The organism is Nocardia vaccinii NBRC 15922 (assembly GCF_001613305.1).
Taxonomy (GTDB): Bacteria; Actinomycetota; Actinomycetes; order Mycobacteriales; family Mycobacteriaceae; genus Nocardia; species Nocardia vaccinii.
This window is the reverse complement of sequence record NZ_BDCC01000016.1, coordinates 1-14,267: the sequence shown is the minus strand read 5'-3', so window position 1 is coordinate 14,267 and position 14,267 is coordinate 1. Positions and strand designations below refer to the sequence as shown.

Sequence of the window (14,267 nt, the reverse complement as noted above, 5' to 3'; positions counted from 1 at the left end):
AGAAGCACGTGACCGGTAACCACCGCTCCAGCGCCCAGATTCGGGCAGACCTCGACCACCCGGTCATCGACGCCGATGGACACTGGCTGGAGCTGTACCCGGTGTTCTTCGAGTACATCGACGAGGTCGCCGGCCCGGCAATGGTCGACAGGTTCAAGACGAAATATGGGCACCGGTTCCACGGCTGGTATGAACTGAGCCCTGCCGAACGTCTCGAGAAGCGCTGGCGCCGACCGGCTTTCTGGGGCACACCGACCAACACCGCAGACCGTTCCGCGGCGATCCTGCCCGGCTATTTCTACGATCGGCTCGACGAGTACGGCATCGACCTCGCGCTGGTCTTCCCCACCGTGGGACTCACCTTGGGCCGCGATCTGTCCGATCCCGATCTGGCGAATGTGGTTGTGCGGGCATACAACCTGATGGCGGTCGAGGCGTTCGCCGACTACCGGGACCGGATGATTCCCGCGGGGGTGCTGTCGCTGGCCAACCCGACCGACGCGATCGAACAACTCGAGCACGCCCACGGGCTCGGGCTGCGGATGCTCGTCACCGGTGGCACCGTCGTGCGCCCGGTCGAAGAGGATGCGCAATGGCAGCCCGATCCGGCCAAGCGACGGGTGTATGTGGATGCGCTCGGACTCGACAGTCCCTATGACTACGAACCGGTCTGGCGCAAATTCGTCGAGCTGGGCATACCGGTTACCACCCACAGTGGATCGATGGGCTGGCCGGACCGTTCACTGGTGACGAACTTCGTCGGCAACCATCTCGGCCATTTCGCCCAGAGCCACCACGTCTTCGCGCGCAGCCTTTTCCTCGGCGGTGTCACGCAGCGTCATCCGGACCTGAACTTCGCCTTCCTGGAGGGCGGTGTCGCCTGGGCGGTGAACCTGCTGTCCGGCCTGATCGGGCATTGGGAGAAGCGTAACAAGACCTATATGCACAAGAATCTCAAGCCCACCAATTTCGATACCGAAGCCTTCAGTGCGCTGTACGAGAAGTACACGCGGACCAATCCACGTTATGCGGGGAAGCTGGCCGATATCCTGGCGCAGAACCTCGACACGCTCGAAAGTGACACCTCCCAGCAGGAACTGACTCGACGCGACCTGAACTCCGATGACTTTGCCGCAGTGCAGATCGGCGGTGAGGAAGATATCCGGCGGCTGTTCTCGGATACGTCGTATTTCGGCTGTGAGGCCGACGATCCGCTGACTGCTCTGGCGTTCGACAACCGGCTCAACCTGAAGTTGAAGCCGTTGTTCGGGTCCGACATCGCGCATTTCGATGTCACCGACTGCTCCGAAACGGTCGAGGAGGCGTGGGAACTCGTCGATGATGGACTGATCACCGAGCGTGACTTCCGCGATTTCACCTTCGCGAATGCCGTGCAGCTGTACAAGAAGATGAACCCGGACTTCTTCAAGGGCACCGTGGTGGAGCGGGCCGCTGATGCGGCGTTCGAGTCCGCGCAGGCACGAGCGCTGCCATGAGCGACGAGACTACCGGTTTCGAGACCATCGAATACGAGGTCCGCGGACACACCGCGTGTATCACCCTCAACCGCCCCGAGGTGCTCAACGCGATCAACGATGAGATGATCGCCGAACTTGCTGTCGCCTACGCCGAGGCCGAACAGTCGCCGGATATCTGGACCGTCATCGTCACCGGCGCGGGGCGGGCCCTGTGCGCCGGGGCCGACGTCAACAAAGCAGCGGGCCATGACATCGACAATGCCGCCGGTATCGACACCCAGGGTGACACGGTGCTGAGTTCGTTGCGGCAGTGGGACGCTCCGCAGGAGGCGACCCCACCGTGGCTGCAGATGACCAAGCCGATCGTCTGTGCGGTCAACGGACTCGTCTGCGGTGCGGGTTTGGACCTGGTGACCACCGCGGACATCACGATCGCTTCGGATCGCGCGGCGTTCATGGACCCACACGTCAGCATCGGTGTCTCGTCGGGCAGAGAAGCTGTTCGGCTGGCCAGGGTTCTGCCCCTGCCCGTGGTCATGCGCATGGTGTTGATGGGCAAGCATGAGCGCATGGACGTCGGTCGCGCGTTCGAGCTGGGGCTGATCACCGAGGTGGTACCGCACGATAAGCTGTACGAGCGGGCATGGGAGATCGCGGAGACGGTGAATCTGAATGCCCCGCTCGCGGTTCGGGGCTCGCGGATGGGGGTTCGCAAGGGGCTGACGCTACCGATCTACGAAGCCGAACTGCTGGCGGAGAACTACCGTATGAAGGTGGCCTTGACCAAGGATGCGATCGAGGGACCGAAGGCGTTCCTGGCGAAGCGCGCACCGGAATGGACGGTGTCGTAGCTGGCTGGGCGGGGGCTGCGCGGAGAGTAGAGAATCGCTGTATACAATTATGTAAATAGGTGCTCCGCAGGTGATGGAGTGCCGTGGCTGAGTCCTGCGTCATATGACCCGAGGAGCACCGCACAATGAAGGGATCCAGCGAGTCGGCTGGTGGCAGCGACGCCGAGGTTGTCCAGCCTTGGCAACAGCGCACTATCGACCGGCGGTTGAGCACGGCGCGTGCGCGTGCGCTGGCGCGCAGTTCGAGGTTCTTGGCTGCCGCACTGGAGATCGTCGAAGAGTCGGGCCGGGCCGATTTCACCGTTCAGACTCTGATTGATCGGTCCAATCTTAGCCTCCGCGCGTTCTACCAACATTTCGCGGGGAAAGAAGAACTGCTGCTCGCCCTCTATGAAAACGTGACGACTCAGTTCACCGAGGATATTCGTCACGAGGTGGGACAAGCCGACGGACCCCTGGAGAAGCTCGAGGCGTTTTGCCGGGGATTCCTGTCGCGGGCCGAATCGTCGGAGGCAGCCGGCGGACGAGCCGTCACCATCTATCACCTCAGCCTCGAGGTCGAACATCCCGATCACTTCGCCAAGGTCTGGGATCCGTTGCAGAAGCTGCTGACCAAGACCCTCACCGATTGCGCGGCTTCGGGACTGGTGCGAACAGACCTCACACCGGCCCAGGTGAGCGCTCTGTTGAGTTCGACATTGACCGCCCTTGCGCAGATCGGGATGCTTCGCCTGGACACCCAGAACGTGAAACTGACCGAAGATCAGATGTGGGCATGGTGCCGGCAGGCGGTGAGCCCGCCGACCGACACCGAACCGGCGGCGGCACAAGCCGAGCCAGAGGCAGCCCCTGCGGCATCGAAGAGAAGTCGCGGCGAGGCGAAGGGGGCGGGCAAGACTCGGTCCGGTGCGGCCCCGGCCCGGCGGGCCAAGAAGACTAGCGGGGCAGCCCGAGCCCGCGCTGAGCAATGATGTTGCGCTGCACTTCGCTGGTTCCCGCGTAGATGGTGGTGCCCAGCGAAAATCTCATCAAATGCTCGAATCGGCCGCCCGCCAAGGCGGTCGGGTCGAAATAGCTTCGCGCGGCATCGGGTCCGATCATCTCGAAGATGTCCTCGGTGGCGCGTTCGAGGGCCTCGGTGCTGAACAATTTCGACATCGACCCTTCCGCGAGCGGGGCACTGCCCTGCTCGGCCATCCAGACGCAGCGCCGCTGCAGGAGCGTCGCCACCTCCAATTCCGTTGCGGCGCGCGCCAACCGGCGACGAACGTCGCGATCCTGGAGTCGCGGCGCCGCGGTGTCGTCGTGCTCGCTCGCCCATCGTTCGCTGATGGTGAGCAGGCGGGCGATATGTGGGCCCCAACCGGAGGAATGTTCGTCGTCCAGGGAGAGGTTCATGACGTGCCATCCGCCGTCGACCTCACCGATGCGCCATTCATCACCGACGCGTACGTCGCTGTAGAAGGTGATATTGGTGCGCTCGCCCGACAGTGTCCACACTCCCTGCGCTTCGACGCCCGGGGTGTTCATGGGCACCAGGAACGTGGTCAGGCCCTTGTGCTTGGCGACGGCCGGGTTCGTGCGGGTGAGTAGGAACACGTAGTCGGCGATGTGGCCGTTGGTGGTGAACATCTTGGAGCCGTTGATGATCCAGTCCTCGCCCGATCGGACGGCCTTTGTCGTCGCTGCGGCGACGTCGGATCCGCATTCGGGTTCGGTGAAGCCCAGCGCGATCGTGATCTCGCCCGCGGCAGCAGCGGGCAGGACGGAGCCGCGAAGTCGCGCCGACCCGATCTTCCCGATGATCGCCGCGACCATGCGGGTGGTCTCCACGAGATAGACCGGCGCATCGGCGCGCATCAACTCTTCCTTGACCACATGAGCCTGAATCGGGCCGCACTGTCCGTCGGCAGCCCCGGGAGACGGCGGCGCCAGCCAGCCCTTCGCAGCCAGGCCACGGGCGAATTCCGGATCATGGGAAACGCCGGTCCGGTAGATGCGTTCCTCCAGTTCGGGCGTCATCGCGGAGCGAAGGAAATCACGCACCTCATCGCGAAAAGCCTCGACGTCGCTGTCCCATCGAAAGTGCATGCGGTACCTCGTTATCGGTCGGGAGGCTGGTGTGACTCCGCAATGTCGACGGTCGGCGGCACACTCGGCAAGAGATGAAAAATGCTACTCTCACAACTGAGAATACACATAATCGGTAGCGAGGTGGAGGTTCTGCCGTGGATTTGAGCCTGACCGACGAGCAGCAGCAGGTGGTGCGAGCGTTCGCCGCGCTGTACATGCGGGAGTCGTCATCGGATCGGGTGCGTGCGGCCGAGGCCGACGGTTTCGACCCGAAGCTGTGGTACACGCTGCGCGATACCGGGGTGCTGGAAATGGCTGTCTCCGAAGAGTTCGGAGGTGTGGGCGCGACCGACTTGGATCTGGCCCTCGTCGCCGAACAACACGGACGAGGTGTCGCTGCGGCTCCGCTGATCGAGGCCCAGGTTAGCGCGCAGTTGCTGGAACAGTGCGCGCGGATCGGCAGTACCGTGGCTGCGACGCTGCTGACCGAGGTACTGGCCGGCCGTCAGTTGGTGACATACACCCCGCGCCCGAGCCGAGATGGCAGGCTCACTGTGGTTCCCGCGGGTGCGATCGCAGACCTCGTGGTCGCGCTGATCGGTGACGCGCTGTGCGTCGTGCCGCTGGAGGGTCGTCGCCGGGCGGTGACGAATCTGGCGGCGTTGCCCTTGGCCGACGTGACGGTCGAGAGCGGAGCCAGGGAGGGGGTGACCGTGATCGCGGAAGGCGACCGGGCGCGCAGCATCTTTTCCGGGGCGCTGGATCGCTGGCTGATGCTCACCAGTGCCGCGCTGGTCGGAATCGCCGCGCGCAGTGTCGAGATCGGGGTTGAATATGCGAAACAGCGCCACGCATTCGGCGTGGCCATCGGAAGTTTCCAGGCGGTCTCGCATCCGCTGGCGAACAGCGCGACCGCGGTCGACGGTGCCCGCCTCCTGGCGTATGAAGCGGCCTGCGCGTTCGCCGACGAGCGGGGGCGAGCTGGCGAATTGGCGGCGATGGCATTCCTTTTCGGATACGAGACCGCACGTGATGCCAGTCATCGCAGCTTGCATCTGCACGGCGGCTACGGATTCGGCATGGAGCAGGACATTCAGCTCTACTATCGCCGCGCGCGCGGATGGGCGATGGTCTACGGCGGGCCCGACGTCGTGCTGGATCGCATCGCCGCGTTGCGCTACGACCGCGCCGTGGTGGCGTGAGCCGAGGGCCCCGACCGCAGGTGCCAGGATCATGTCCCCGCAACCGCGCCGACGGGTGACCCTCAGGCCAGACTTACCGCGGCCGTGCGTCGCTGCCTGAATTATCCGCGCGCACTTGGTTTTTGACAGATTCCACGATAGGCGGCGCGGTGCGCCAGTCGGGTACCCCGTGGGCCTCGTCGCCGCGGGGCACCTTGTCCTCGCGGACTTCCGCCCAGTGCGAATGGTTGAGTTGATGCAGTGAGAAGCACGCCTGTAGTGAGTTGTAGAAGCCCATATTGTCGAGCGTCTGATTGACCGATTCCTTGATCATCAGCGCCGCCATGGTCGGAACCTGGGCGATTCGCCGGGCCAGCTCCAGGGTGCGGTCGGGCAGTTCGTTCAGTGGGAACACCTTGCTCACCATGCCCAGTCGGTAGGCTTCCTCGATATCGATGGCGTCGCCGGTCAGCATGAGCTCCTTCGTGCGCCGGGGTCCGAATTCCCATGGGTGGCCGAAGTACTCCATCCCGCACATGCCCAGCCGGGTACCGACCACGTCGGCGAACCGCACCTCTTCGCTACCGACGATCAGATCGCAGGCCCACATCAACATCAGTCCTGCCGAGAAGACGTCGCCGTGCACCTGTGCGATGGTGATCTTGCGAAGGTTGCGCCAGCGCATGGTGTTCTGGAAGAAGTAGTGCCATTCCTGCAGCATCCGCTTCTCGGCGCCTTCCCTGGTGCCGCCGTTGGTGCGTGCCGAGGGGTGCTGATCCGGTCCGGGGCTGTATTCCGCGACGGCGACCTTGGATCCGAGGTCGTGTCCCGAGGAGAACATTTTTCCTTCGCCCGCGAGGATGACGACCCGGACACGGTCGTCGGCTTCGGCGGTGGCGAACGCTTCGTCGAGTTCGACGAGCATTCCCCGGTTCTGCGCGTTGCGCTGCTCCGGTCTGTTCAGCACCAGGCGCACGATAGCTCCGTCATCGTGGCTCTCCACCTTCAAGAACTTGTAGTTGCTCACGGTCTCCTCCTTGGTCCGGACCTACGCGGCGCGGTCGGCTCGCCACAGTGCAGCCTGCATCACACGAGGCCCAGTCAAACGGTAATATATATTCTCGATATATGAGAAGATTAATTCTCATATACGATGGTCAAGGAGTTGATACGGGATGAGCACGGACAGGAAGCCGCGTGTGATCCTCTGGGGTCCAGGGCAAGTCGGTGTTGCCGCGTTGCGGGCGATCATCGGCCACCCAGGTCTGGAGCTGGCGGGTGTGGTTGTGCACGGCGCGGACAAGCACGGCCGCGATGCCGGAGAGCTGTGCGGAATGCCCGAGACCGGGGTCATCGCGACTCCCGATATCGATGCGGCACTCGCGGTTCCCGCGGACGTCGTCGCCTACTTCGCGTCGGGTGATTACCGGTACACCGAGGCGGCCCACGATATCGCGCGATGTCTGCGGGCAGGTAAGAACGTGGTGTGCACGTCGCTGGTTCCGATGTGCTATCCGCCGGCTGCCGACGCCGAAACCGTCGAGCTGCTCGAGGCCGCCTGTGCCGCGGGGAAGTCCAGCTTCTTCAACAGCGGTGTGGACCCGGGGTGGGTCAATGACATATTGCCTCTTGTTCTCTCCGGTTTTTGTAGCCATATCGACAGCATCACGATGCAGGAAATATTGGACTACGGCGGTATCAACCAGCCGGACATCATGTTCGACTTCATGGGATTCGCCCATCCGCCGGACGCGCCCGTTCCGCTCAACGACACCAAGCGGCTGCAGGCGCTCTGGGCGCCGGTCGTGCACCTGCTGGCCGATGGTCTGGGACTCACGCTCGATTCCGTGGTGACCACCTCGAAGGCGTGGGTCAGTGATAGCCGATACGAGGTGGCCTCGGGTGTGGTGGAAGCGGGGACGGTGGGGGCGATGCGGTTTCGTGTCGAAGGGATCGTCGACGGTGCCTCGGCCATCGTGCTCGAGCACATCACCAGAATGGGTGAACACAGTGCCCCGGAGTGGCCGAAGCATCCTTCGCCCCTGGGTGGCTACCGGGTGATCGTGGAGGGTGTGCCGACCTACACTCTCGACCTCGAAATGCACGGTCGCGGAAGCAATTTGCGTGGCCTGACCTATGCCACGGTGATGCGTGAGCTCAATGCGATTCCCGCGGTCATCGCCGCGCGGCCCGGGCTGCTGTCCTCCCTCGACCTGCCGCTGGTGACCGGGCCGATCCGTGGCGGGCGGTGGCGTGGCGTGCTGCCGGCGGAGGCGCTGCGGTGAGCGAGCAAGCGGTTCCGTCGGTGAGCACGGATGTCTGGACAGTGATGAGTACAGCCAGTGCGGTCCGCCGGTATCGGCCGGAGCCGGTCGCGGACTCGGTGCTGGAGACCTGTCTGCGAGCTGCGTCATGGGCGCCTTCGGGAGGTAACCAACAGCAATGGCGGTTCGTTGTCATCCGTTCGGCTGCGGTACGTGCGGTCATCACCGAGGGCGCACGTCGTACCTGGGACAAGATGTCGGCCTTCTACGATCTCGAACGGCCGGCTGACACGGCGACCGATGCCAAGTCCCGGGTGCTGCGCGCGATGTGGGAACACATGAACCACGGTGGCGACGCTCCGGTGTGTGTCGTGTGCTGCACGCAGCCGCAGCGCGGCGTCAGTGACTTCCAGCAGGGCGGTTCGCTCTATCCGGCGGTGCAGAACTTCTTGCTCGCGGCTCGTGCTCAGGGGCTGGGCGCCGCAATCACCCTGTGGCAGGACCAATGTGAAGACGAGCTGCGCGCGAGCATCGGCATCCCCGCCGACTGGCGGGTCGCCGCGCTGATCACCGCGGGTTGGCCCAAGGGGCGACATCACGAAGTGCGGCGCAAACCTTTCGAGGAGATGGTGGCCATCGACTGCTGGGAGCGGGCGTGGTCGATGAGCGGTAACCATCGTTGAGCGGTAGTCATCGTCCATTGCCCACCGGAATACGGTGCCCGCGGCCAACGAGGTTGCGGGCACCGTACGGCGGAATGTATTTCAGGAGAGCGAGAAGTCGATGACGCCGCGGATATTGCGTCCCTCGCGTAGGTCCTTCATCGCCTCGTTGATCTGCTCCAGGGGATATCGGTGAGTGATCAACTCATCGAGTTTGATGGTTCCCGCCTCGTACATCGACAGCAACTGCGGCATACTGGCGCGGGGATTCATGCCCCCGTACAGCATGCCTTTCAGGGTCTTACAGGAATTCACCATATCGGCCAGGATCAGCGGGACCGACATCTCCGATACCGGGGTCATACCGGTCAGCAGGCACGTCCCGCCCTTGCGTGTCAACATCATTCCCGCCCCTACGAGATCGGTGTGCACGACTCCCGCGGTGAGGATGACCCGGTCGGCCATCACCCCCCAGGTCAGCTCCTTGACCAGTTCCAGGGCAACGCCGATATCGGCGACGGCGTGGGTGGCCCCGAAATCCGGTGCGACCTCGCGCTTGAATTCGACCGGGTCGACGACCACGACATGCTTGGCCCCTGCGACTTTCGCGCCTTGCACCGCGTTCATGCCGATCCCGCCGGCGCCGACAACCACCACAGTATCGCCCGGGACGGTTCCCGCGGCGATCGACCCGGAGCCGAAACCTGTTGTGACACCACAGGATACGAGTGAGGCGGCGTCGAGTGGAATCCACTCGTGGACTTTGATGAGTGATCGTTCCGATGCCACGACATACTCGGAGAAGGTGCCGACCTGCATCATCGCCATCAGATCCGCTCCGCCGGCCAGATGCCGCCGGGCGGTGCCGTCGGTGGTCATCTGCTTGCTGTGCAGGTCGGCGCCGATATCGCACAGATAGCTGTAACCCGAAGCGCACCAGCGGCAACTTCCACAGGCCGGCAGAAACGAGACGGCGACATGGTCGCCCGGCTGCAGAGACGTGACCCCCGGTCCGACCGCCTCGATGACACCAGCACCCTCGTGCCCGCCGAGCATCGGGAAGAAGTCCGGCACGGGAAGACCAGCGGCACGCATCATTTCGAGCATGTCGTCGCTCGGTACGCTGTCACCGGTATAGAAGTGATCATCGGAGTGGCACACGCCCGCGGTGCTCATCTTCACCAGAACCTCGCCCGTCTTGGGTGGGTCCAGTTCGATCTCGGTGACTTCCCAGTCTGTTCCGACGCCATGCAGCACCGCTGCCAGGGATTTCATGATTTCTCCTCGTACACACTCGAGCGTCTCACGCCGGCCACCCGACAGTTTTCGTCTCGGTGAAGATCTCGAGACCCTCGATACCGCACTGTCTGCCGACGCCCGACTGTTTGTACCCCCCGAACGGGGCATCGGCTCCGTACCACAGCCCACCGTTGATTCCGAGCGTGCCCGTGCGTATGCGTCCGGCGACGTTCTTCGCGCGTTCCAGGTCCGAGCAGAAGATGTTGCCGGAGAGCCCGTAGATCGACTCGTTGGCTATCCGGACGGCGTCGTCGTCATCATCGAAGCCGATAACGACGAGTACGGGGCCGAAGATCTCTTCCTGAGCGATCGTCATCCGGTTGTCGACGTTCGCGAACAGGGTCGGCTCCACGAAGTATCCCCGGGGCGTATCCTTTGGCACGCCACCGCCGGTGACCAGGCGTGCGCCTTCCTGCTTACCCTTTTCGATGTAGCCCAGCACTCGTTCCTGTTGCCGTTTGGACACCAGCGGGCCCTGGAGCACGGAGGGGTCCGTCGGGTCTCCGTATTTGGTTTTCTCCATCGCCGCCCTGACGATCTCCACGGCCTCGTCGTAGCACGAGTTGGGCACCACGAGACGGGTCGACATCGCACAACCCTGCCCGGCGTGCATGCACACGAAAGCCGCGCCGGCCACCGTGCCGGCCAGGTTGTCCGCATCGAGTACCAGGTACACCGATTTGCCGCCGAGTTCGAGAAAGGCCGGCTTGACGGTCTCCGCGGCGGCGGCCATGATGCGGCGACCGGTGGCGGTGGATCCGGTGAATGCCACCATATCCACAGCCGGAGAGGTCGAAAGTACTTCTCCGACAAGGTGGTCCGAGGAGGTGACGATATTGACGACGCCCGCGGGAATGTCGGTGTGTTCGGCGATCAAACGACCGATCCTGGTGGCGTTCCACGGCGTGTCCGGTGCGGGCTTGAGGACACAGGTGTTTCCCATCGCCAGTACGGGGCCGAGCTTGTTCAGGGTGATCTCCAGGGGGAAGTTCCAGGGAACCACGGTCCCGACCACACCGACGGGCTCCTTCCACACCTCGCGTGCGGTCGGTGTGCCGAGGCCGAAAGCGTCCTTGTCCGGAAGTGCTCGCTTCCAAGGGAATTCGCTGATCATGTCGGCCGGCCACGACAGCGCCTCTTTCAACGGCACGTCCAGCTGTGGACCGTAGGTGCTCAGTACCGGACAGCCCACCTCGGCGACGAGCTCGCTCCGCAATTCCTCACGCTCGGCTTCCAGGGCGGCCTGCAGCTGCCGCAGGCCCTTCGCGCGGGCATCGTGGTCGCGGGACCAGTCGGTGTCGTCGAATGCCGATCTGGCCGCGGCGACGGCGCGTTCCATATCGGCTCGGTTGCCGTCGGTGGTGCGCCCGATGACTTCCTCGGTGGCGGGGTTGACGTTGTCGAAGTACCGACCGGACTCCGATTCGACGAGTTCACCGTCGATCAACATGCGGTGTTCGTATGTCATCTGATCTCTTTCACGAGGCCGGAGGGGCGCGGAGCCAGTACCAGCTCTGGAATGAAACTGCTCTTGCCGCAATGAATTACCGCGTCGACCGCGTCGACCAGGTGATCCACGTTGACCAGACCGCCCTGCATGTAGCCGTGCGCCATCCAGAAGTCGATCGCTGCCGTGAGAGCTCCTGGTTCCCAGGATTTGTTGAATTCGGTCTGCGAATCGCCGCGTCCGCCGAGGCTGTCTCCGACAGCCAGCCGGGTGAACCCGATGTCCGGATGTTCGACGCGCCACGCTTCGACCAGCTTGTCCAGCGCGGCCTTGCTCACCGCGTAGGAACCCAGCATCGGCCACGGAGTCGTGAAGGAAGCGCTGAGCGAGGACAGGTATAGGGCCGACCCGCCCGAGGCCGAGAGGTGCGGGACGGCCGCCGCGGTCACCAGGGCGGCGCCGGTGACGTTGGTGGCGAACAAGTTCGCCCATTGGTCTGCGGTGACCTCGGACAGATGAGCGAGCACGCCTACACCCGTGGTGTAAACGAGCGCGTCGAGTCCCCCGAGCGCTTCGACGGCCTCCTTGATCGCCCTTGTGCAGGAATCGTTGTCGGTGACATCGCAGACGACCGCGACCGCACCGTTGCCGGCCTCCTCGGCGGCGTCGACGAGCCGATCATGGCGTCGCGCCAACAGCGCGACCTGCGCTCCTCGCTGCCCCAGGCCCACCCCGATACAGCGGCCGAGCCCCGCGGACGCACCCACGACAGCGATACGTGTAGGCGCGTCGTCAGACATCGGCGGCCTTGCTGAACGATCCCAACGAGACTCCGACTTTGCGTTCGAACCTGCCGTGGTCGTAGCTGCGGGTCGCGACGTCGTGGTCGCCGGCTTCGGCGCGCAGGGCGCCCACGGTGCACTTTTCCCGTGTTCGATGGGAGAACGGGTCGAATGAGTACCAGCGACAGGCATTTTCGAAGGTGATCTTGTTCACGTCGTCGTCGCTGACGCCGTCGGTGACCCCGGCCAGTTCCTCGGCGGCCCGGGGCCATGACGAATCGGAATGCGGGTAGTCGCACTCCCACGCGATGTTGTCGATCCCGATGTCGTGGCGCAGTTTGATGCCTATGGGGTCGGAGATGAAGCAAGTGAGGAAGCGCTCCCGGAAGACGTCGCTGGGCAGTTTCCTGCCGAAATCCTGGCCGGTCCACAGGTGGTGCATCTCGTAGGTGCGATCGAGGCGGTCGATGAAGTAGGGTATCCAGCCCGTTCCGCCCTCCGACAGCGCGAACCGAAGGTCCGGAAACTCTTTCACGACCCTGGACCACAGCAGATCGGCGGCCGCCGAGCAGACGTTCATCGGCTGCAGGGTGATCATGACGTCGATCGGGGCGTTCTGCGCGGTCATCGTGATCTTGCCACTCGAACCGAGGTGCACAGATACGACGGTTCCGGTGTCGGACGCTGCGCGCCACATCGGATCCCAGTATTCGTCGTGGAAACTCGGATATCCCAGGGTCGCCGGGTTCTCGGTGAAACTCAGTGAGTGACAGCCCTTTTCAGCGTTGCGGCGAATCTCCTTCGCGCACAACTCCGCATCCCAGAGGATGGGTAGCGCCATCGGGATGAACCGGCCCGGATAGCTGCCGCACCATTCGTCGATATGCCAATCGTTGTAGGCTCGAGTCACCGCGAGTGCGAGGTCCTTGTCCTCGGCGGTGGCGAAAAGGCGGCCGGCGAAGCCGGGGAACGAGGGAAAGCACATCGAGCCCAGCACGCCGCCGGCGTTCATATCTTTGACGCGTTCGTGGATGTCGTAGCAGCCCGGCCGCATCTCATCGAAGGCGGTCGGCTCGACACCGTACTCTTCGCGCGGTCTGCCGGCCACGGCGTTGAGTCCGATGTTCGGCACGATGGCGCCGTTGAACTTCCAGACCTCGGCACCGTTGTCCTGGCGCACGACGCGGGGTGCGTCGGCGGCGAACTTGGCGGGAAGCCTCCCGTCGAACAGGGTGGGCGGCTCGACCAGATGGTCGTCCACGCTCACCAGGATCATGTCGTCGGCCTGCACGGTACCTCCTAGCTCGAGCGCATGCGTGCGCGCTCAATGGATCACGCTAGAAGTGACGCTATCAGGTTGGGAGAGTGAGCATAGTCAAAATACGTAAATGGCCATTTCCACTGATCGAGGGCGCTTTGTGACCTACCGGTGGCCGCGCGTACGCGCGGGAAGATCCTGCGGCGCGAGACTGCGCAGAAACCGATCCAGCACGGCCCCGGCGGTCCGCTTGGCGCTTGCCGGGTCGGTGGAATGCGCGACCATCAGCGCCGCCTCCTCCGCTGCCGCCAGCAGCATGTGTGCCAGCTCGCGGACGGGCTGTTCATCGATCGTTCCTTCGGAGATGGCGCGCCGCAGCGCCTCTTCGACCATCGAAATGCTTCCCGCATCCTCGATGTCGCGAAGACGGCGCCAGCCGAGAACTACGGGGCCATCGATCAGGACAATTCGCTGGACTTCGGGATCCAGAGCGGCGTCCAGGCATCCGTGGAGCCCCTGGCTGAGCCGATCCCACCGATCGCCGGACGGGGGTGCGGCGATCGCGCGCAGCACGAGATCCTGCTCCACTTCGGCGAATACGGCTCGGAACAGGGCGACCTTATCTGCGAAGTGGTGGTAGAAGGCGCCGCGGCTGCCGACGCCGGCGTGGTCGACGATATCCGCGATGCTGACCGCGAAGTAGCCGGGTTCGACGAACAGTGTGCGTCCGGCGGAGACGAGGGCACGGCGGGTCTGCTCGCCGCGAGCGCGACGCTGCTCGTCGCTGCCTCCACGTTTTGTCATACCGCCGAGTTTATCAACCATCACAGCGTATGTTGATGCCATGGTGGAACCTGAACGTGCCTTCGGCTCGGTGGCCTCGATCAAAGTGGGACTTCTCAATGGCTATCCGACCGGCTCCGATAACGAATCCGACAGCGTCGACGCGATCGGCCTGACGCTCGACGAGGC

The 14,267-nt window shown here is 64.0% G+C and carries 13 protein-coding genes; 6 read left to right on the top strand and 7 right to left on the bottom strand.

What is annotated here, in order from left to right; translation table 11 throughout:
- The first annotated feature begins 8 nt into the window (after positions 1-8).
- The 3 genes from NV1_RS11885 (at position 9) to NV1_RS11875 (ending at position 3,300) form a co-directional block, all read left to right on the top strand.
- Positions 9-1,496 (top strand): amidohydrolase family protein, encoded by a 1,488-nt coding sequence (locus NV1_RS11885; RefSeq protein ID WP_169813320.1) that lies wholly within the window; start codon positions 9-11, stop codon positions 1,494-1,496.
- A complete protein-coding gene (locus NV1_RS11880) occupies positions 1,493-2,329 on the top strand; it encodes an enoyl-CoA hydratase/isomerase family protein (RefSeq protein ID WP_067889540.1) in 837 nt (278 codons plus the stop codon). Before NV1_RS11885 ends, NV1_RS11880 begins: the two co-directional genes overlap by 4 nt.
- A 125-nt stretch (positions 2,330-2,454) precedes the next feature.
- Positions 2,455-3,300, top strand: a complete 846-nt coding sequence (locus NV1_RS11875; RefSeq protein WP_067889537.1) for a TetR/AcrR family transcriptional regulator — start codon at positions 2,455-2,457, stop codon at positions 3,298-3,300.
- Here the strand turns inward: NV1_RS11875 and NV1_RS11870 are convergent.
- Positions 3,266-4,420, bottom strand: coding sequence for an acyl-CoA dehydrogenase family protein (locus NV1_RS11870; protein ID WP_067889534.1), 1,155 nt, complete (start codon positions 4,418-4,420; stop codon positions 3,266-3,268). The two genes, NV1_RS11875 and NV1_RS11870, sit on opposite strands and share 35 nt — an antisense overlap.
- A gap of 137 nt (positions 4,421-4,557) precedes the next feature.
- Here NV1_RS11870 and NV1_RS11865 point away from each other — a divergent pair, with 137 nt between their 5' ends.
- Positions 4,558-5,604, top strand: a complete 1,047-nt coding sequence (locus NV1_RS11865) for an acyl-CoA dehydrogenase family protein (RefSeq protein ID WP_067889531.1) — start codon at positions 4,558-4,560, stop codon at positions 5,602-5,604.
- A gap of 73 nt (positions 5,605-5,677) precedes the next feature.
- Here the strand turns inward: NV1_RS11865 and NV1_RS11860 are convergent, their stop codons facing one another.
- Positions 5,678-6,610 (bottom strand): enoyl-CoA hydratase, encoded by a 933-nt coding sequence (locus NV1_RS11860; protein ID WP_067889528.1) that lies wholly within the window; start codon positions 6,608-6,610, stop codon positions 5,678-5,680.
- Positions 6,611-6,758: 148 nt separating this feature from the next.
- On the opposite strand from NV1_RS11860, the gene NV1_RS11855 reads away from it, so the two are divergent.
- Together NV1_RS11855 and NV1_RS11850 are read left to right on the top strand one after the other, a co-directional pair.
- Positions 6,759-7,868, top strand: a complete 1,110-nt coding sequence (locus NV1_RS11855; protein WP_245713672.1) for an NAD(P)H-dependent amine dehydrogenase family protein — start codon at positions 6,759-6,761, stop codon at positions 7,866-7,868.
- A 44-nt stretch (positions 7,869-7,912) separates the two neighbouring features.
- On the top strand, positions 7,913-8,530 hold the full coding sequence (locus NV1_RS11850) for a nitroreductase family protein (RefSeq protein ID WP_084525320.1): 618 nt from the start codon (positions 7,913-7,915) through the stop codon (positions 8,528-8,530).
- A gap of 81 nt (positions 8,531-8,611) precedes the next feature.
- Here the strand turns inward: NV1_RS11850 and NV1_RS11845 are convergent, their stop codons facing one another.
- The 5 genes from NV1_RS11845 to NV1_RS11825 all read right to left on the bottom strand — a co-directional run bounded on the left by NV1_RS11845 (position 8,612) and on the right by NV1_RS11825 (position 14,099).
- Positions 8,612-9,784: an NDMA-dependent alcohol dehydrogenase gene (locus NV1_RS11845; protein WP_067889525.1), complete on the bottom strand. Its 1,173-nt coding sequence runs from the start codon at positions 9,782-9,784 to the stop codon at positions 8,612-8,614.
- Between the two features lie 28 nt (positions 9,785-9,812).
- On the bottom strand, positions 9,813-11,276 hold the full coding sequence (locus NV1_RS11840) for an aldehyde dehydrogenase family protein (RefSeq protein WP_067889522.1): 1,464 nt from the start codon (positions 11,274-11,276) through the stop codon (positions 9,813-9,815).
- The gene (locus tag NV1_RS11835; protein WP_067889519.1) at positions 11,273-12,055 is read right to left on the bottom strand and encodes an SDR family oxidoreductase; all 783 of its coding nucleotides are present in this window, start codon (positions 12,053-12,055) and stop codon (positions 11,273-11,275) included. Before NV1_RS11835 ends, NV1_RS11840 begins: the two co-directional genes overlap by 4 nt.
- On the bottom strand, positions 12,048-13,328 hold the full coding sequence (locus NV1_RS11830) for an amidohydrolase family protein (RefSeq protein ID WP_067889515.1): 1,281 nt from the start codon (positions 13,326-13,328) through the stop codon (positions 12,048-12,050). The genes NV1_RS11835 and NV1_RS11830 overlap by 8 nt, the downstream gene beginning before the upstream one ends.
- A gap of 132 nt (positions 13,329-13,460) precedes the next feature.
- Positions 13,461-14,099, bottom strand: coding sequence for a TetR/AcrR family transcriptional regulator (locus tag NV1_RS11825; RefSeq protein ID WP_067889775.1), 639 nt, complete (start codon positions 14,097-14,099; stop codon positions 13,461-13,463).
- Between the last annotated feature and the right edge of the window lie 168 nt (positions 14,100-14,267).